This window comes from Mammaliicoccus sp. H-M34, from assembly GCF_022386495.1.
Classification (GTDB): domain Bacteria; phylum Bacillota; class Bacilli; order Staphylococcales; family Staphylococcaceae; genus Mammaliicoccus; species Mammaliicoccus fleurettii.
Genome location: NZ_JAJNIK010000003.1, coordinates 211,806 through 230,842 on the forward strand (window position 1 = coordinate 211,806; position 19,037 = coordinate 230,842).

General features: G+C 30.7%; 25 protein-coding genes and 1 riboswitch. Of the genes, 20 read left to right on the forward strand and 5 right to left on the reverse strand.

Annotated features, from left to right (window positions below):
• Window positions 1-29 precede the first annotated feature (29 nt).
• Window positions 30-995, reverse strand: a complete 966-nt coding sequence (locus LQ608_RS05295; protein ID WP_239750487.1) for an arsenic resistance protein — start codon at window positions 993-995, stop codon at window positions 30-32.
• Window positions 996-1,277: 282 nt separating this feature from the next.
• Between LQ608_RS05295 and LQ608_RS05300 the strand changes: the two genes are divergently transcribed.
• From LQ608_RS05300 to LQ608_RS05310, 3 genes are all read left to right on the forward strand, one after another.
• Window positions 1,278-1,829 (forward strand): NADH-quinone oxidoreductase subunit J, encoded by a 552-nt coding sequence (locus tag LQ608_RS05300; RefSeq protein ID WP_239750489.1) that lies wholly within the window; start codon window positions 1,278-1,280, stop codon window positions 1,827-1,829.
• A gap of 264 nt (window positions 1,830-2,093) precedes the next feature.
• Complete coding sequence (rpsN, locus tag LQ608_RS05305) at window positions 2,094-2,363, forward strand: 30S ribosomal protein S14 (protein WP_078357734.1); 270 nt, start codon at window positions 2,094-2,096, stop codon at window positions 2,361-2,363.
• Between the two features lie 46 nt (window positions 2,364-2,409).
• On the forward strand, window positions 2,410-3,603 hold the full coding sequence (locus tag LQ608_RS05310) for a GTP-binding protein (protein WP_239750491.1): 1,194 nt from the start codon (window positions 2,410-2,412) through the stop codon (window positions 3,601-3,603).
• Between the two features lie 71 nt (window positions 3,604-3,674).
• Here LQ608_RS05310 and LQ608_RS05315 read toward each other — a convergent pair whose 3' ends face one another.
• On the reverse strand, window positions 3,675-4,292 hold the full coding sequence (locus tag LQ608_RS05315; protein WP_107508960.1) for a LysE/ArgO family amino acid transporter: 618 nt from the start codon (window positions 4,290-4,292) through the stop codon (window positions 3,675-3,677).
• Window positions 4,293-4,564: 272 nt separating this feature from the next.
• Here LQ608_RS05315 and LQ608_RS05320 point away from each other — a divergent pair, with 272 nt between their 5' ends.
• From LQ608_RS05320 to LQ608_RS05350, 7 genes are all read left to right on the forward strand, one after another.
• The gene (locus LQ608_RS05320; RefSeq protein ID WP_239750493.1) at window positions 4,565-5,071 is read left to right on the forward strand and encodes a GNAT family N-acetyltransferase; all 507 of its coding nucleotides are present in this window, start codon (window positions 4,565-4,567) and stop codon (window positions 5,069-5,071) included.
• A gap of 12 nt (window positions 5,072-5,083) precedes the next feature.
• Window positions 5,084-5,599 carry a GNAT family N-acetyltransferase gene (locus LQ608_RS05325; RefSeq protein WP_239750494.1) on the forward strand — a complete coding sequence of 172 codons (516 nt, stop codon included), beginning with the start codon at window positions 5,084-5,086 and terminating at the stop codon, window positions 5,597-5,599.
• Between the two features lie 382 nt (window positions 5,600-5,981).
• Window positions 5,982-6,482, forward strand: a complete 501-nt coding sequence (locus LQ608_RS05330) for a GNAT family N-acetyltransferase (RefSeq protein ID WP_078357729.1) — start codon at window positions 5,982-5,984, stop codon at window positions 6,480-6,482.
• Between the two features lie 129 nt (window positions 6,483-6,611).
• Entirely contained in the window at window positions 6,612-7,151 is a 540-nt protein-coding gene (locus LQ608_RS05335; RefSeq protein WP_239750496.1) for a hypothetical protein, read from the forward strand.
• An 84-nt stretch (window positions 7,152-7,235) separates the two neighbouring features.
• On the forward strand, window positions 7,236-8,420 hold the full coding sequence (locus LQ608_RS05340; protein WP_239750497.1) for a DUF4352 domain-containing protein: 1,185 nt from the start codon (window positions 7,236-7,238) through the stop codon (window positions 8,418-8,420).
• Between the two features lie 49 nt (window positions 8,421-8,469).
• Window positions 8,470-9,402, forward strand: coding sequence for a nucleoside hydrolase (locus LQ608_RS05345; RefSeq protein WP_239750499.1), 933 nt, complete (start codon window positions 8,470-8,472; stop codon window positions 9,400-9,402).
• A gap of 194 nt (window positions 9,403-9,596) precedes the next feature.
• Window positions 9,597-11,000, forward strand: coding sequence for an MFS transporter (locus tag LQ608_RS05350; RefSeq protein ID WP_239750500.1), 1,404 nt, complete (start codon window positions 9,597-9,599; stop codon window positions 10,998-11,000).
• A gap of 45 nt (window positions 11,001-11,045) precedes the next feature.
• Here the strand turns inward: LQ608_RS05350 and LQ608_RS05355 are convergent, their stop codons facing one another.
• Window positions 11,046-11,462: an organic hydroperoxide resistance protein gene (locus LQ608_RS05355; RefSeq protein ID WP_239750502.1), complete on the reverse strand. Its 417-nt coding sequence runs from the start codon at window positions 11,460-11,462 to the stop codon at window positions 11,046-11,048.
• 199 nt (window positions 11,463-11,661) lie between these two features.
• Between LQ608_RS05355 and LQ608_RS05360 the strand changes: the two genes are divergently transcribed.
• On the forward strand, window positions 11,662-11,844 hold the full coding sequence (locus LQ608_RS05360) for a CsbD family protein (RefSeq protein WP_239750504.1): 183 nt from the start codon (window positions 11,662-11,664) through the stop codon (window positions 11,842-11,844).
• An 81-nt stretch (window positions 11,845-11,925) separates the two neighbouring features.
• On the opposite strand, the gene LQ608_RS05365 is transcribed toward LQ608_RS05360, so the two are convergent.
• On the reverse strand, window positions 11,926-12,747 hold the full coding sequence (locus tag LQ608_RS05365) for a DUF4352 domain-containing protein (protein ID WP_239750510.1): 822 nt from the start codon (window positions 12,745-12,747) through the stop codon (window positions 11,926-11,928).
• 270 nt (window positions 12,748-13,017) lie between these two features.
• Between LQ608_RS05365 and LQ608_RS05370 the strand changes: the two genes are divergently transcribed.
• The 3 genes from LQ608_RS05370 to LQ608_RS05380 all read left to right on the forward strand — a co-directional run bounded on the left by LQ608_RS05370 (window position 13,018) and on the right by LQ608_RS05380 (window position 14,913).
• Window positions 13,018-13,431 carry a universal stress protein gene (locus LQ608_RS05370; RefSeq protein ID WP_239750517.1) on the forward strand — a complete coding sequence of 138 codons (414 nt, stop codon included), beginning with the start codon at window positions 13,018-13,020 and terminating at the stop codon, window positions 13,429-13,431.
• Window positions 13,432-13,543: 112 nt separating this feature from the next.
• Entirely contained in the window at window positions 13,544-14,281 is a 738-nt protein-coding gene (gene aroD / locus LQ608_RS05375; protein WP_078357720.1) for a type I 3-dehydroquinate dehydratase, read from the forward strand.
• A 92-nt stretch (window positions 14,282-14,373) separates the two neighbouring features.
• Complete coding sequence (locus LQ608_RS05380; RefSeq protein WP_239750519.1) at window positions 14,374-14,913, forward strand: nitroreductase family protein; 540 nt, start codon at window positions 14,374-14,376, stop codon at window positions 14,911-14,913.
• Window positions 14,914-15,047: 134 nt separating this feature from the next.
• On the opposite strand, the gene LQ608_RS05385 is transcribed toward LQ608_RS05380, so the two are convergent.
• On the reverse strand, window positions 15,048-15,368 hold the full coding sequence (locus LQ608_RS05385; protein ID WP_078357718.1) for a thioredoxin family protein: 321 nt from the start codon (window positions 15,366-15,368) through the stop codon (window positions 15,048-15,050).
• Window positions 15,369-15,509: 141 nt separating this feature from the next.
• On the opposite strand from LQ608_RS05385, the gene LQ608_RS05390 reads away from it, so the two are divergent.
• The 6 genes from LQ608_RS05390 (at window position 15,510) to LQ608_RS05415 (ending at window position 19,026) form a co-directional block, all read left to right on the forward strand.
• Window positions 15,510-15,863, forward strand: a complete 354-nt coding sequence (locus LQ608_RS05390; protein WP_078357717.1) for an arsenate reductase family protein — start codon at window positions 15,510-15,512, stop codon at window positions 15,861-15,863.
• Window positions 15,864-15,930: 67 nt separating this feature from the next.
• On the forward strand, window positions 15,931-16,311 hold the full coding sequence (gcvH, locus tag LQ608_RS05395) for a glycine cleavage system protein GcvH (RefSeq protein WP_239750521.1): 381 nt from the start codon (window positions 15,931-15,933) through the stop codon (window positions 16,309-16,311).
• 103 nt (window positions 16,312-16,414) lie between these two features.
• Complete coding sequence (locus LQ608_RS05400) at window positions 16,415-16,819, forward strand: toprim domain-containing protein (RefSeq protein ID WP_078357715.1); 405 nt, start codon at window positions 16,415-16,417, stop codon at window positions 16,817-16,819.
• Window positions 16,776-17,099, forward strand: a complete 324-nt coding sequence (locus LQ608_RS05405) for a thioredoxin family protein (protein ID WP_078357714.1) — start codon at window positions 16,776-16,778, stop codon at window positions 17,097-17,099. Before LQ608_RS05400 ends, LQ608_RS05405 begins: the two co-directional genes overlap by 44 nt.
• Window positions 17,100-17,128: 29 nt before the next feature.
• Window positions 17,129-17,235: riboswitch (SAM riboswitch) on the forward strand.
• 77 nt (window positions 17,236-17,312) lie between these two features.
• Window positions 17,313-18,338, forward strand: a complete 1,026-nt coding sequence (locus LQ608_RS05410) for a methionine ABC transporter ATP-binding protein (RefSeq protein WP_239750523.1) — start codon at window positions 17,313-17,315, stop codon at window positions 18,336-18,338.
• Window positions 18,331-19,026: a methionine ABC transporter permease gene (locus LQ608_RS05415; RefSeq protein WP_078357712.1), complete on the forward strand. Its 696-nt coding sequence runs from the start codon at window positions 18,331-18,333 to the stop codon at window positions 19,024-19,026. Before LQ608_RS05410 ends, LQ608_RS05415 begins: the two co-directional genes overlap by 8 nt.
• Window positions 19,027-19,037: the final 11 nt, after the last annotated feature.

Sequence of the window (19,037 nt, forward strand, 5' to 3'; positions counted from 1 at the left end):
TAATGTTTATATGCAAACAAGTTTGTACTTTATTTAACGATTAATCTAGGTATCACCTTAATATAAACAAGTTCTCCAATAAGTTCGACTAGCGTTTGAGTAACAATAACAGTGGTAACGGTTGTTGACCATTGTATAGGTAGCGATAAAGCTAGTGGCAAAACGACTAATGCATTTCGTGTGCTTGAGCTAAAGGCCAAGGTTCTTTTTAAGGTTACATTTAAATTGAAAATCTTCCCTGACAGATATCCTATGAAAGGTGCTAAAATCATAAAGCATAAATAGAGCGGTACAACTGACAGTACAACTTGTAAATCAGTAACAATTTTCGAAATTTGAGAACCAATAACGGTCGTTAACACTAAAGCCATCAATGGTACAGGTATCCATTCAGACAGAGTTAATATATTTATCATTTTATTAGATTTTTTGCTTAAAAATTGCAGGATAATGGCAATTAATAAAGGTAAAATAATTAATAATATAAATGCTTTCAAGAAAGGTTTAATATCAATATATTGAGAAAAATCTTGATTTAAAAATATCCAAAAATAGATAGGTAATAATAATACTTGTAAAATAAATAATATCGGAGTAGAAATCAACATGAGTTCAGCATTACCGTGTCCTAGTTTAGTAAATACAATAACGTAGTCAATACAAGGCGTAAGTAGTACTAAATAAATACCGATAAGAAGCGGTGTTGATGTAACATTAAAAACTACAACCAGTACAAAAACAAGTATAGGAATTAATATAAAATTTGATAAAATAAGTGCGAAAATAAACCTTGAATTCAATACTTTATTTCGTAAAGTTAAAAAAGGTATTTGAGAAAACATACCAAACATTAAAATAGCGATAAGAAATGAAATAGAAGGTTCAAAAATTTGTTTAGTATTTTCAAAAAAGAGGCCACAAAATATGCCTAGTAATATAAAAACAATATATATATAAATCTGTTTAGTTTCTAAAAATGATTTTAACTGAGACATAGAAACCTCCTATAGTAATCTTTATTCATATAAATCATAATATGTACTACTATTTAATTCAATCGGAGCAAATGATAAAGAGCGCTTTTATAAGTTAATAGGACAGAAATAAGACTTTTTAGAAAAAATGAGATAAAACGTAGATTAATTTGTCCCAGCCGCTTCTAAAACAATTTATAATCTTGATTTATTTCGAAACTTGAAACAAAATAGATGAAATAATATTATAGATACTCTATTATGTACAAATATAATAGTTAATAAATCAAGGGAGTAATGAAAATGGAAAGTTTTCTATTTAGCGTTTTAGGAATTTTAGTATTAATGGCTTTTAGTGTGATGTTAGGCATGACGGTAGTTAAAGCAATTAGAAATACTAGGTTTAGAGTTCCTTTGCTAAGTACCATTGTGTTATTCTTCTTAACTTTAGGATGTGCTGTGGCAGTTGTCTCAACTGAACCAATGCAAGATCATCAGTCAAAAATAAATTTTGATGGTAATGTAGCAAAGGCTCAAGTGAGTGAGTATGCTCAAAATAAAATGAATCATTCTAAAGAAGTTGATTATGATAAATATAAGCATGAAACTTATAATCACAATCAATTATTAAAAATAACAAATGCTAAGGTTAATAAAATAAGTAATAGTGAAGCTGGTAACAAAGTTGTAGAAGTTACAAAAGGTACCGGTGAAGACGAAGATTCTTATTTTCTTATTGATTATGACCATAAAAATTTAAAAGAAGGTCAAACTTATACTTTTTATGGTAAAGAAGATTTGAAATATGATACGAATAGTCAATTACATGGTTTTAATGTATGGAAAGTTGAATAATTTATATAATCTTGAGTGAAGCAGAAATCTATTTAGTAAATTAGATTTCTGTTTCACTTTTTTTATTCAAAAATAACTGAAGAAAAAATAAAAATTTTTACTTGCCAAAAATAAAATTATGTATTATATTTAAAACGTAGTCATTACGATTTACCTCCGAGAGATGAAATGACTACTTTACTTACGTTAATATGCGATTTCAAGACTGGGCCAATTTGTTGTCTCAGTCTTTAATCATTAATGAATAAAAAGGAGTATATAAAAATGGCAAAAAAATCAAAAATTGCAAAAGAACAAAAACGTATACAAATGGTAGAGAAATACAGAGAGAAACGTGAAGAGTTAAAGGCTAACAATGATTATGAAGGCTTGAAAAAACTTCCTAGAGACGCATCTCCTACACGTATTACACGCAGATGCCAAGTAACTGGTAGACCAAGAGGGGTTTATAGAAAGTTCGGTATGTCTAGAATTGCTTTAAGAGAATATGCACATAAAGGTCAAATACCTGGTTTGAAAAAATCTAGTTGGTAAAAATAAAGATGAACATGAAAAATAGTTGTATTGGGAGGGAAGTATTTTGAATAAAGTACCAGTTACAGTATTGAGTGGTTATTTAGGTTCTGGCAAAACAACACTATTGAATAATATTTTGAAGAATAGAGAAGGTTTGAAAATTGCAGTAATCGTGAATGACATGAGTGAAATTAATATAGATAAAGATTTAGTAGTTGAAGGTGGAGGCATTTCTAGGACAGATGAAAAGCTAGTAGAGTTATCAAATGGCTGCATTTGTTGTACGTTAAGAGAAGATTTGCTTATCGAAGTTGAAAAAATCGTAAAACGAGGAGATGTAGATCAAATCGTTATAGAATCGACAGGTATTTCTGAGCCAGTACCTGTCGCACAAACTTTTTCGTATATAGATGATGAATCAGGTATAGATTTAACAAGTATATGTCGATTAGATACAATGGTAACAGTTGTTGATGCTCATAGATTTGTAAATGATATGTATTCAGAAGACTTATTGAAAGATAGAGATGAAGGTGTCAGTGAAGATGATGAAAGATCTATTTCTGATTTATTGATTGATCAAATAGAATTTTGTGATGTGCTTATTTTGAATAAAGCTGATTTAGTAGCAGACAAGGACTTAGAACAACTTGAAATCATTTTAAGAAAACTACAGCCAAGTGCCAAATTTATTAAAACAAGTTTTGCAGATGTTTCATTAACTGAAGTTGTTAATACAGGATTATTTGATTATGAAAAAGCGAGTCAATCAGCAGGATGGATTAAAGAATTAACTGAAGGTGGACATGCTAATCATACGCCAGAAACTGAGGAATATGGTATTTCATCTTTTGTATATAAAAGAAGATTGCCATTTCATGCTGAGAGATTTAATCAATGGATGGAAAATATGGAAAACAATATTATTAGAGCGAAAGGTATAGTCTGGTTAGCACAGTATAACCATGTTGCATGTTTGTTTTCACAAGCAGGTTCATTCGTTAATATTCATCCAATTACATATTGGGTTGATGCTATGAACGAACAACAAAAAAGAGAAATATTAGATGAAAGACCAGAAGTAAAAGCAAACTGGGATCCTGAATACGGTGATAGAGAAACACAATTTGTTATCATAGGCAGTAATTTAAATGTAGAAGAAATAACAAAATCATTAGATAAATGTTTAGTTAATTCACATGAAATAGATGCAGATTGGTCACAATTACATGACCCATATGTATGGCAGTTGTCTTGATTAATATGAGTAAAGAGAGCGGAATAGAAATCTTTTCAATAAATTAGATTTCTATTCCGCTCTCTTTAATTTTAAAAAATAATGGATAAAATATTTTTGATTATAATTAGACTAACGATTAATACGATAATGCTTGAAAATTTATTCAATATTATAATATATTTCCCGGTTTTATCGATAGAACCGAGTAGTTTCCCAAGTATAGCTAGCAAAATAAACCACAGCCAAGAAACGACAATAGTGGAGATACTAAACAAAAGTTTATCTGTTCCTGAATATACGGTTGCACTTGTACCAATAACACCAATAGTATCCATAATAGCATGAGGGTTTAACAATGATACGGATAAAGCGAACCCTATTTGTTTTTTAGCGCTCATAGAATTATACGTTTTTAAGTGATCTGGCTTTTCATGCCATAACGACCAAGCCATATATAATAAAAATACAAGTCCGACAATATATATCACAATTTGTAAAATTGGAAGTGACATTAATATTAAAGAAACACCTAATATAGCAAGAACTATTAAAAAAGTGTCACATAGACCAGCTGTAATGATCACAGGCAAAGTACCGATTAAGCGTTTTTGATTTGCTCCTTGATTAAATACAAATACATTTTGTGCACCCAAAGGTAAAATGAGTCCTAAGGCTAATAAAAATCCGTGGATTATAGGTTGTATCATAATGAACACCTTTCTTTAATGATATTCTTTTAGAGTAAAGGCTTAATTTAAGCTTCTATATATTATAATAATTTAAAAATTTAAAAATAACCAGATTATATATAAAATACCAACCAGTATAAATGAAATAGATAGTAGTCTTAAAAATTTAAGTGAAATTATTGAAAGAGTAAAATAAATGCATTTTGATGAGTACCTACCTTAATTGGTGGGTATTTTTTATGCTTAATGGTATGATATAAAATAAAATTGTTGTAAAAAGGGGAATTCAGATGATCTTAGAAACAGAGCGACTTAAACTCGTACCACCAGCAAATACATATCTTGATAAATTATTTGAAGTACATCATGATCCTTTAAATCAAAAATATAATCCAGCAGGTCCAGTAGAAGATAAAGAAGCATTTAAAGAAACATTGTCAGAGTGGATTAAACACTATAAAGAACACGGATTCGGATATTATGTACTAATAAAAAAAGACTACTATGAACCATTTGGTATATGTGGATTACAATTTAAAAATATAAAAGGTCAAACTTATTTGAATATATATTACAGCATAGAAGCAGCGCAAACTAAACAAGGACTTGTAGCAGAAGCAAGCCAAAAAATAATAGAGCATGTAAAAGAAATCACTGAGAACCAATATAAAATAGTAGCATTAACTAAAAAGGAAAATACACCATCCATAAAAACAGCAGAAAAATTAGGACTCAAACACGACCCAGAACTAGATGATTATGACGGGGCAGGAAACGTATATTACTTTAGTGAGTAAAGGAGTGTTGGCATGGAAGTGCGTCTATTAAATAAAAATGATGTTATTGAATTTAGAGATCTAAGATTGCTAAGTTTACAAACTGATGCACAAGCATTTGCTTCTTTATATGAAATTGAAATAAGTTATCCACTAAGTAAATTTGAAAAACGTCTAGAATCAAGCGATATGAAATTTACAATCGGTGGATTTGAAGATGATAAATTAGTGTGTGTAGCAACTTTTTATAGAGAGCCTGTTAAAAAACTTAACCATAAAGGGAACTTAGTGGCAATGTATTGTCATCTTGATTACCGTAGTACTGGTATAGCTAGTAGAGTTGTCAATAAGTTGATTCAACTAGCATCAGAGTTAAATGAATTAAAGTTTATAGATTTAAGTGTTCTTTCTAATAATAAGCGAGCGATAGAATTTTATAAAAAAATGGGGTTTCAAAAGTATGCTACAGAACCAAAAGCTATTTTTGATGGTGTAAGTTATTATGATGAAGATATGATGAGATATGAATTGGTAAATACGGACCGATAAAATAAAATAGCGGTCCAGAAATGAGAAATACGGACCGATAAATAAAATTACCGGTCCAGAAACGCGAAATACAGACCGATAAATAAAAATAGCGGTCCAGAAATGAGAAATGCAGTCCGATAAATAAAATTATCGACCCGGAAACACGAAATACAGGCCGATAAATAAAATTATCGACCTGGAAACACGAAATACGGACCGATAAAAAAATTTATCGACCCGGAAACACGAAATACAGGCCGATAAAAAAAATTATTGACCCGGAAACGCATTATCTCATCTATAACATAGTAAACTTATAAGGATAGTTTGGTATTAAAAAGAGAATTGTGATAAGATATTCCCAATCATAATAATACATAAACTAATTGGAGGATATCTAATGGATTACTATTTACGAGATTTAAAACGTTCAGATATAGAAGATATTCATGCATATGCTAATAAACCTGAAGTGAGTCAATATCAATCATGGGAGCCTCAATCTTATGAAGAAACTGAAGAATTTGTGGAAATGTTATTAAACCGAGATGAAAATTGGATGTACAATGTCATTGTAGATGCTGATACTGATAAAGTTATTGGTGCGATACAACTGGTTAGTGACACAAAAAATCAAAGTGGAGAACTTGGTTATATTGTACACCCAGAATATTGGGGTAACGGTATAGCAACTGATATTGGAAGAACTATTATAAAATATGGATTTAAAGTTCTTAAATTAAATAGAATATGGGCTTCAACTGATATACGTAACTCAGCTTCAGAAATCGTTTTACAAAAGTTAGGTATGAAACATGAAGCGATATTAAGACAAGATATAAAATTAAAAGATGGTTATAGAGATTCATTAATATATAGTATTTTAAAAGAAGAATATTAAAAGGTGATATTAAAAGGTTCGATACTCGTTAAACAGTACTCGAACCTTTTTTAATTCTATTACATATATGATTTAGCAATTTCGAAGTGGGTATAAAATAGAACAAGGTTTTTATAGAGAGGTGAAAGTATGATAAATATTATTCAAGCTATTGGTTCTATTGGTACGTTTATAATGGCCATTTTATATTTTATATCTGTTATGATCCAAATTCGTCAAATTAAAATATCTTTTATTCCTTATTTATCCTTTGATCAGATTATTTTAGAAAAGCATAAGCGTGGGATTAAAGTGATGAATTTGACTGCTTCTGACCATGAGTATGTGAACACGGCATTTAAATTATTAAATTTAGGTGGTGGCTCGGCGAAAGATATTGAAGTTATATTAAAGTTAAATGATGAAGAAATACTTCAAAGGAAACGTATTAACATTTTACCTAACAATCAGTTTTATTTAATTCCTATTAATCAAAAAGTACTCTCTGAGTTTAGTGATACTATTGAAAATAATGGTTATGAAACTAATATGACGATTGAGTTGAAGTATAATGGTCAGGTATCTAAAAAACGCTCATCTAATGAATATAGAATCTCGATTGATAGTTTTGTTAATTTAGATGATAAAGAATTATATGAATTAACTTTTGAAAGAATTGGTCAATTATAGTGAGTGATAATTTAGTTTAATACTATTATTTTGATTAATTCATGCTATGATAAAATAACTAATCAATCTAAGAGGAGAGAAAAAATGAGCAGTATACTTTTTGTGTTGTTATGGGTAGTTATATCCATTGCCTTTATTGTTACTTTGGCTATCACAGTAATAAAATATGCCAAAGAAAAACAGTATAGCAGCTATTTAGCAAGTACAATCGTGCTATTTGTAGTTGGTGTTATAAGCTTTGTTTGTATTTTTGTGAGTTTGTCTTTTGATAAAGAATATTCATACAAACAATTATTCAAAGAAGACAAGCCAAAGGAAGTTAAACATATATCTGATACACCTAAGAAAGACTTAAAAGATTTAAAGTTAGGTGACAAAATTATCGCTAATGGTTTAGAAGTAACGGTCACTAAGGCTGAGTTTGTTCTGCCTGATGATGGTTATTCATATTCTCAAAACGGCAAAATATTAAAAATCAATTATAAATTCAAAAATTTAGAGAAAGATAAAAAATTTATAGATAATTCTAATTTTAATTTAACAATTGATGGAGAAGTACAGCCACAGTTTAATGGTATGAAAGATAATAAAGGTGGTTTCCAACATCAACTAGAAAAAGGTGAGACTAAATCTAGCTATTTATATTATGATGTAGCGGATATGGATAAGTATCAAGTAAATATGGACTTTAAACCATCTAAAAAAGAATATAAAGCAAATTGGACTATAGCGAAAAAAGATATTAAAGAAGATTTGAATAATGAAAGAACAACTGAAGAAGTGGTGCCACCACAAGAACAACAAACTGTTGAACAACCTAACAATTCTGCAGAAGAACAGAAAAAATTAGATGAAGCAGAGAAGAAACGTCAAAAAGATGCTGAAGATAAAGCGGCTAAAGATAAAGCAGCAAAAGAAGAAGCGGATAAAAAAGCTGCCGAAGATAAAGCAGCTAAAGAGGAAGCAGATAAAAAAGCTGCTGAGCAAGAGAAGAAACAACAAGAAGCAGCTGAAGAAAAAGCAGCAGCTCAAAAAGAACAAGATCAAGCAGCTGCCCAAAAAGAAAAAGAACAGGCAGCAGCAGAACAGAAACGACGAGAGCAAGAACAAGCTGCAGCGGAACGAGAAAAACAACAACAGCAACAAAAAGACCAAGCAGCACAACAAGAAAAACAACGAGCAGCACAAGAGGCAGCACAAAAAGAAAAAGAACGAGCAGCACAGCAGAAGCAATCTCAGCGTGATTCAAATTCGTCTGAAGAACGATAATTGAATTAGAAGAATATTTATATTTGAAATAGTAGAAAGAGGTAAATTAATGCAGACAGTATATTTCAACCATGATGGTGGCGTCGATGATTTAATTTCATTATTTTTGTTATTACAAATGGATGATGTGAATTTAATTGGTGTTAGCGCTATTGGTGCAGATTGCTATGTTGAACCAGCAACGAATGCGTCCTGTAAAATTATTAATCGATTTTCATCACAGCAATTAGATGTCGCTTCTTCGCAAGAAAGAGGTAAAAATCCTTTTCCTAAAGATTGGAGAATGCATGCATTTTTTGTAGATGCAATGCCGATTTTAAATGAAGATGTAGATATTAAGTCTACTATTTCTGAAAATGAAGCTTATGAAGATATTATAGAGAAAGTCATGAATAGTTCTGAAAAAGTCACAATGTTATTGACTGGCCCTTTAACTGATTTAGCTAAAAGCTTAAAAGTTGAACCTAGAATAGAAGAACGTATTGAAAGAGTAGTTTGGATGGGTGGAACTTTGCTGGATAAAGGAAATGTAGAAGAACCTGAACATGATGGAACAGCAGAGTGGAATGCTTTTTGGGATCCAGAAGCTGTTCAAACAGTATTTGATACGAATTTACCGATTGATATGGTAGCACTGGAAAGTACAAACAAAGTACCATTAACTCCGGACATTCGTAAACGTTGGGCAAACGAAAGACAATTTGAAGGTGTAGATTTTCTAGGTATTTGTTATGCGCTAGTACCACCATTAACACACTTTGTTACGAATTCTACGTACTTCTTATGGGATGTATTAACAACTACGTACGTTGGCAAACCAGAAATTGTAGAGAAAGAAGAACAAAAATTATCTGTAATCACTCATGGACCTAGTCAGGGTCGTACTTTCAAAAGTGAAGAAGGAAGAATCGTTAATATTGTGAATGATGTAGACCGAGATGGATTCTTTGATTTTATGACTGAATTAGCTAAAAAAATATAACGAATTAAACACTCCGTTGAATAGATTACTTTAATGTAATTTATTCAACGGAGTGCTTTATTTATTTTTATTAATTTTAAACATGAGTTGAATAGGATTGTGAGATATTTTTTATAAATTTCAGTTTTTTTGATTAAAAACATTTTAATAGGCTATATGAATATATAGACAAAATGGGGAGTGTTTATAAAATTATGAAATTCAAGAAAAAGAACGTTAATGTTGTAGACGCTAGTAAAACTAAAAAAACTGTCGTCGCAACAGGGATTGGTAATGCAATTGAGTGGTTTGACTTCGGTCTTTATGCTCAATTAGCAGTTATTATAAGTATGAACTTCTTTGGTAACATGCCAAAAGAAATTCAACTTGCATCAACATTTGCAGTATTTGCATTTGCTTTTATTGTTAGACCAATTGGTGGCATATTCTTTAGCCATCTTGGAGATAAACATGGGCGTAAAGTTGTGCTATCGACAACTATTATTATGATGGCACTATCAACACTAGCTTTAGGTCTTTTGCCTACTCAACATGAAATAGGGATTTGGGCACCAATCTTATTATTAATTGTTAGAATGGTACAATCATTCTCAACTGGTGGTGAGTATGCAGGTGCGATGACATACATAGCCGAAATTTCGCCAGATAAAACAAGAGGTAAGTTAGGAAGCGGACTTGAAATCGGAACGTTGTCTGGAAGTATATTAGCTGCAGCACTCGTAGGTATTATGTATGCTGTACTGAATGATGAACAAATGGCTTCATGGGGGTGGAGAATTCCATTTATTGTTGCGGCACCATTAGGAATCATTGGTGTGTATTTAAGAAATAATTTAGATGAAAGTCCAGCTTATGAAACAACTCTCGAAGAACAAGAAGAACTTGAGTATTCTTATAAAGATATATTTAGAAAATATTGGAGAGATATAATCGTTTGTTTCGCTGGTGTAGCATTCTTAAATGTAGCAAACTATATGGTTTTATCATATATGCCTTCGTTCCTGAATGGTACGATAGATTTAGGTGGTACCATGAGTAGTATGCTAAGTATTTTAACTATGGCAGCAATGATACCGGCAGTATTCTTCTTTGGTTGGTACAGTGATAAAGTTGGAAATAAGAACACAATTTTATTTGGACTAATAGGATTTAGTTTACTCTCAGTGGTAGCTTTCTGGTTGATGAGTATTCCATCCATTCCAGTAGTCATTGCAGGATTATTCATTATTGCATTATTTATGTCTACATTTGAAGGCGTTATGCCATCAGTGTTACCAAGCATATTCTATACAAAAGTTAGACTAAGAACACTATCTCTTGTATATAACATAGGTGCAGCAATTTTTGGTGGTTTAACACCATTTATTTTAACAACTTTAGTAGAAACAACTGGTCAAAAAATTGCACCGTCATATTATTTAACATTTATAAATGTAGTAGGATTAGTCATATTCTTGTTTATGTTCAAAACAACTTCAAACAAATCACTAAGAGGATCATATCCGAATGTTGATAATAAAGAAGACTTACAAGAAGTATATGAAAATCCAAAAGATGCATTATGGTGGAATCAGGAAGAAGAAACAAACAAATCATAAGAAAAAAGCATCGGGTGATTTCACCCGATGCTTTTTTTATAATTATTAAACAGCTTCAACATTTAATTTAACGTCTATATTATTTCTAGTCGCTTTTGAGTAAGGACAGAAATCATGAGCATCTTTTAAATATTTTTCTGCGTCTTCTTGAGATACATTTTTAACTTTAGCATCAATATCTACTTCTAGTTTTGGGCTTTCAGCATTTTCGTCATCTACTAAACGTACAGTTAAAGTAACTTCTGGTTCAGCGTCACGTACTTTGTTTTGTTTTAAAATTAAATCAAAAGCGCCATTGAAACATGAAGCATAACCCGCAGCGAAAAGTTGTTCAGGGTTTGTAGCGTTACCATCAGCCTGTTGTGGTGGTAACACGTCTACATCAATTGCTTTATCATCTGTATAAACATGACCTTTACGTCCACCTGTGTTTGTTGCTTTTGTTTCATATTGAGTTGCCATAAAAAAATACCTCCTTTAGTATATATTAAATGTTTACCCCTAATTTAATTTTTAAATCATAGTTTCATAGATAATAGATCAATTAAGGAAGTTTTTAATTACCAATCAATTAAATAAGATGTTTATAAAGTATGTTATTGGGTATAAATTATATAGAATGGATAATCATTCAATTATGATTTATGAAGGGTGATATAAAATGGCAGACGAAAGCAAATTCGAACAAGCAAAAGGTAATGTTAAAGAAACAGTTGGTAATGCAACAGATAATAAAGAGCTAGAAAATGAAGGTAAAAAAGATAAAACTTCTGGTAAAGCTAAAGAAGCGGTAGAAAACGCAAAAAATAAAGCAAATGAAGTTATCGATAAATTTAAGAAATAATAATTAATTGAATTATTATTTCTTTATAGTATAAAAAGAGCAGGAATTCATTTTAAAAAATAAATTCCTGCTCTTTTTTGATTATTTTATGTCGTCTTCATCAATTTCCCATTTCATTTTGTAACGTTTATCTGATGAGCGTAATTGTAATTGTACGTCATATTGATCCGCTTCTGGTACATCATAGTATGCATAACCTGTATCTGACTCACCAGGTTTTAAACTAAATGAAAATCCATCATTTTCATCATCCATACCATAGAATTTTGAAACTCTACTACCATCAGCTGTAATTCCGAAGTTAGTATCACCAACGATTAAACTTGAGTTATTAACATTATCTAGTTTGTAAGAAACTTTTAATATTTTATCTTTAGAAGGTTTACTATATTTATTAGTTGGTTCAACAAATTCAGCTTTTTCAACTGTAATTTTTGTACCGATTGCACTAATTGAGTTTCCTACTGTTGTGTTTCTAGTAACAGTAGATGAATCATCATCTTCGTCTGTAGATTCTTCAGTAGTTTCCTCTTCAGTAGACTCTTCTTCAGTTGATTCCTCTTCAGTTGATTCTTCTTCAGTAGTTTCCTCATCTGTAGATTCTTCTTCAGTAGATTTTTCTTCAGTACTCTTATTTGTGAACTCGTCAATTTGGTCTTTAATTGGGCCAGCAGCACATGCACCCAAAATAACTGCTAAAATAATGAATACTATTAAACATCCACCACAGCCAAAGAACCAAGGTTTCATACTAGAGCCTTTGCCATCTCCCGATTGGCGTTGCTCTTGCTGATGATTATTACCATCAGTAGAATCATTAAATGGATTATTTTGTTGTGCGTTTTGTTGTTCTGAGGTGTTTTGGTTGAAAGGATTCTGATCTGATTGATTAGAATTAGCCATAATATTTCCCCCTTTATGTATTATTTTTTAATAAAAAACAATTGTCTATGTATGATTTTAAAACCTTATACACAAGTAAATAATCAATGTAAAACAATTGTTTTATTTATTAATTATTTTTAGTTTATAGTAAATTGGGTAATAAATCTAGGTCTATTATAAAATATACAAAATATTTATAGTAAATTAATATTTTATTATTTTTCAGAATGTAAAAAATTGAAAATAGGGCAACACTTAGTTTAGAATAGAGTAAAAGGAGTGGTAATCATGTATAAAAATATTTTGTTTGGCATTAATACAGAAATGAAAAATGAAAAAGTTTTAGAACAGATTGCTAAACTTGTTGGAGAAGGGTCAGAAGTCACACTTTATAACGTTGTTAGCGAAAAAGATTTAAAAGCTTCTGTACGTACGGGCGTCCATTTAGATGAACTTAAAGAAAAAAGACAAGAATCGATGAAGCATATATTTGATTATTTTAATGAACAAAATATCAAATATAATCTTCAATTTGTTCAAGGGAATCCTAAATCAGAATTGGTAAATAAAGCTAATAGTGGAGATTTCGACATTGTTGTTTTAAGTAATAGAAAAGCAGAAGATGAAGATAAACTCGTGTTAGGAAGTGTCAGTCATAAAGTTGCTAAACGAGCTGCAATCCCAGTATTAATTGTAAAATAAGTTTTAAAATTATGATGGGTAGCTATTTATATGATATATTCAACCATCGTTTCATAGAAAAATTTCCTCGACTAATGTAAAATATAAATAGAAGAACATTGGAGGAATGACTATGACTGAAGAACAAACAAAAACGTTTCCATATATCGTTGCGACAATATCATTAGAAACAGCAGATGATATTAAAAAAACAGTTGAAGAACTCATTTCAAATAAAGATTCAATTGATATCGTTGAATTTAGAGCAGACGCTTTAAAAAACACTTCAATTGAAAATATTAATGAAATATTAGAGAAATTTAAAAAAGAATATCAACTTGCACCGATATTATTCACTTATCGTTCAAAAGGGCAAGGTGGAAATGGTGATTTTGATCATGAATCGTATTACAAATTAATGCAAGACATTATTTGTAATAAAAAAGCTGATTATGTAGATATTCAATTAGATACTTACGAAGATAATTTAATGAATTGCATAACAAAAGCACAAAATAATGAAGTTAAAATAATCATATCTCATCATGACTTTAAATCGACGCCTGATGAAGAAGAAATGTTTGTAACTTATGAAAAAATGGCAGAATTAGGTGCAGATATCGGGAAGCTTGCCGTAATGCCACACAATGAAAAACACTTATTATCTATGCTTAATGCTTTGAACAGAGCTTATCATAAGCTGGAAATTGATGTGATTGGTATTTCAATGGGTGAACTAGGAAAAATGACTAGAATCACTGGTGGATTATTTGGTTCTAAATTCACTTATGGCTTTGTAGGTAAAGAAGCAGCACCTGGACAAATTCATGTTAAAGAAATTAAGAAACAATTAGATTTATATCAACATTAATATATGAGCTTAAATTCTATTATATTAGAATTTAAGCTCATTTTTATGATATAATTGATAATAATTATCAATGGGAATTGGGAGTGTAAATAATGGAATTAAAGAAAGCGATTATAGAGAGAAGAAGCGTAAAAAAATATGACTATGAGATGTATATTGATGAAGAGAAATTATTTTCCTTAGTTGATTTAGCAACTTATGCTCCAAATCATGGAATGAGAGAACCATGGAGATTAGTATATATAAATAAAAAACAAATACCTGAATTTGCTGAAAAAGTAGCACAATCTGCATTTGTAAATGATCCTGCTAAACAAGAAAAATATATAAACAAAGTGACTAAAGTCGGTGGCATGTTTGTTATACTTTCGAAAAGAGATTCAAGACAAAAAGAAAATCTTGAAAATCAAATGGCGATAGGTGCATTTATTCAAAATTTAATGTTACTCATACACGATGAAGGAATGGGTTCATGTTGGAAAACACCTGAATTTATATTCAAACCAACATTCCGTAAAATCGTTGGCGTAAATGATGATGAAGATGTTAATGGATTTTTATATGTTACAGAAAAAGACCCAAGTGTAAAAGTAATGACAAGAAAAAACAATTCACTTATTACAGAATGGTAATAATATAATGTATTAGGCTAAGTTGTAGATTAAGTAGTGAGTTAATCGAAGACATCCTCAAAATTATCACCATAAAGTAAGAGGCTGAGACAATTAATTGTCTCAGCCTCTTACTTATTTAAATCAACTATTTATTATTTTAAGTTTTCAGCTAAAAATGCTTTTACATCTTCAGGTGTTTTGGCATTTGCTGAATGTAAGTGAGCAAGTTTTTCGTTATTTTTAAATACTAATAAACTTGGAATTCCCATTACATCATTTTCTGTAGCCGCTTCTGGAACTTGATCGCGATTAATTTGATACCAGTTGAAATTATGATATTCGTCGATGATAGGATCAATCCATTGGTTCATTCTTGTGCAATCTGGGCACCAGTCTGCAAAGAATTTTACAACTACTGGTTCTTCGCTTTGTGTGATCTCTTCGAATTCTGCATATTGACTAATTGTTCTCATTTTTATTATGCTCCTTAGAAATTTTTCTTATAATTAAAGTATATCGCATTTTCAATATTTTAAAAATTATTTAACTCATTACTATATGTTCGTTAGTAATATTGTTATAATAGATTTAAATAGACATATGGAGGTAAAGACATGATAAAATTTTATCAATATCCTAATTGTACAACTTGCAAAAAGGCAGCAAAGTTTCTAGAAGAGAATGGTGCTAGTTTCGAACCGATTGATATTACACAGTTAACACCAACAGCTAAAGAATTAAAGGATATCATTGATGGAACAGATATTACTGTGAATCAATTATTTAATACTCGAGGCGCTAAATATCGCGAGTTGGGTTTAAAGGATAAAATGAATGATTTGTCTGACAACGAAAAATTCGATTTATTAGCTTCAGATGGTATGTTAATCAAAAGACCTTTAGCAGTTTTAGGAAATAAAGTTACTTTAGGTTTTAAAGAAGACGAATATCGCCAAACGTGGTTATAAAAATAGTTGCTTGAATAATCGCTTTATGTCATGATTATAGGTGAAATACATATAGGAGGGGATTACTTTGACAGTACCTAGTGAGTTAAAATATTCTAAAGAACATGAATGGGTAAAAATTGATGGTGATGTTGTAACAATTGGTATTACTGATTTTGCTCAATCAGAATTAGGGGACATTGTGTTTGTTGAGTTGCCTGAAGAAGGTGACGAATTAACTAGTGGAGATTCATTTGGAAGTGTAGAATCTGTTAAGACAGTTTCTGAACTATATGCACCACTATCTGGAAAAGTCGTTGAAGTAAACGAAGAACTAGAAGATAACCCTGAGTTTGTTAATGAATCATCATATGATAAAGCATGGATGGTTAAAGTTGAGTTATCTGATAAAGCTCAATTAGATGGATTACTAGATGCAGACGCTTATAGTGAAATGATAGGTGAATAATATAATATTAAACTCCACGATGCAAATGGTATCATGGAGTTTTTTTAAATCTTGAATACGAAGTTGAACTATAATATTAATTCATTTGTAGAAGGTGATGGCCATGGCGATGATTAAAAAAGTAATAATCGTAGAAGGTATTTCTGATAAAAAACGAGTGAAAGAAGTATTAAATGATCATGTTCATATTATTTGTACACATGGAACAATGGGTGTAGAAAAAATGGACGAACTTTTAGAAGAAATTTATGGTTCACAAGTATATGTTTTAGTCGATCAAGATAAAGAAGGTAAACGTATTCGAAAATGGTTTAAGAAGTATGTGAGTGAAAGTCGTCATATTTATATTGATTCGACATTTTCTGAAGTAGCTCGCTGTCCAAGACAATATTTAGCGAATGTGTTAAACTATCATGGATTTACAGTAAACAATGATTTTGTATTGAAAGGGAAGTATCGTTACCATGAAACACACAGAAATATTGAACGATATATACAAGCATTTTGATAAGGATTTACATTTATTATTTGGCTATACACCTACATGTGGAACGTGCAAAATATCTGAACGTATGCTGGATATAGCGAACGAAGTAACACAATTACCAATCAATAAATGTGATTTAAATTTTTATCCAGAGTTCTGTAGAGAATTTGAAATCTTATCAGTACCTGTATTATTCATTATGAAACAAGATAAGGTCATAGAAAGAATATACGCTTTTCAGTCTGTTCCTTATATTGTTGAGAATATTCAAAAAGTTATTGACGATAAAAACTTATCATGATAGTATGAATTTAATTAAATACGTAGTAACTCTTATCAAGAGTGGTGGAGGGATGTGCCCTTTGAAGCCCGGCAACCGTCATATATTTATGAAATGGTGCCAATTCACAAAAAGTGTAAACTTTTGAAGATGAGAGAAAGACATATTTCTAACGCCTTTCTCTTGATAATTAGAGTAAGGCGTTTTTAATTTAAAGATTAGGAGGCAGCAGATTTGATTGAGTTAAATAAAGTTGTTAAAACTTTCAAAACAAAAAAAGGTGACATTACAGCTGTTGACCATGTCGACTTAAAAATAGATAAAGGAAGTATATATGGTGTAATTGGATTTTCTGGAGCTGGAAAAAGTACATTAATCCGAATGTTTAACGGTCTGGAAACGCCAACTGAAGGTGAAGTTATAGTTGATAGTGCAAATATTGGCAAACTTTCTAAACAAGACCTTAGATTAAAAAGACAAAAGGTAAGTATGATATTCCAACATTTCAATTTACTATGGTCTCGTACGGTTAAAGATAACATTGCATTTCCTTTAGAAATTGCAGGGGTATCTAAAAGTGAAATAAACGAAAAAACAAAAGCACTTATCAAAAGAGTGGGTCTTGAAGGCCGTGAAAATGCTTATCCATCACAATTATCCGGTGGGCAAAAGCAAAGAGTTGGTATAGCTCGAGCTTTAGCAAATGATCCGCACGTATTATTATGTGACGAAGCAACAAGTGCATTAGATCCTCAAACTACTGATGAAATATTAGATTTATTAGTAGACATAAACAAAGAGCTCAATTTAACAATTATACTTATTACACATGAAATGCATGTCATTAGAAAAATATGTGATCATGTTGCAGTCATGGAAAATGGTAAATTTGTCGAAGAGGGAGAAGTTATCAATGTATTTAATGACCCTCAAACATATGTTACACAGCGTTTCGTAAAAGATGACTTAAAAGCTGATGATCTTCAAAGAACATTAGAAGATTTCAGAAAAGAACAACCAAACGGAGAAATTTGGAAACTGAATTTCGTCGGTGGAACGAGTTCGGAACCTGTGTTAGCAAAAATTATTAAAACATATAATGTCGATATTAATGTCATTGAAGGTGATGTTAAGTTGACTCAAAATGGCACATTTGGCCATATGATCGTTCATTTACCTCAAGGTGATTATTCTAAAGATCAAATTAAACAAGAACTTAATGATCTTGGTGTGAAAGTAGAGGTGAATGTAAGTGAATAAATCATTTGGAGATATTATAACTGAAATGATTACAATGCCTAATGTTAAATGGGATGCCGTATGGGAAGCGTTATATGAAACGCTATACATGACGGTAATATCAACAGTATTTACATTAGTATTTGGTTTAATATTAGGAACATTACTATTTTTAACATCAAGAGGGACATCTAAGAGCTCTCGAATATTTTATTCAATCGTATCATTCGTCGTTAATTTATTCAGAGCAATTCCATTCATCATCTTAATTCTACTATTAATACCTTTTACAGATATTTTATTAGGAACAATCAGTGGTCCAAAAGGTGCACTACCAGCATTAATCATAGGTGCATCACCTTTCTATGCTAGATTAGTAGAAATAGGTATGAAAGAAATCGATAAAGGCGTTATTGAGGCAGCTGTATCAATGGGTGCTACAACATGGACAGTAGTAAGAAAAGTGTTAATTAAAGAATCATTACCTGCCTTAGTTTCAGGTATTACAGTGACAGCAATTGCTTTAGTGGGATCAACAGCAATTGCAGGTGTAATTGGAGCAGGTGGGTTAGGTAACTTAGCTTACTTAACTGGATTTACACGAAATCAAAATGATGTCATTTTAATTTCAACAATCTTTATATTAATTATTGTATTTGTAATCCAATTTATTGGAGATATTATTGTTAAAAAAATTGATAAACGTTAAAGGAGTGTTTC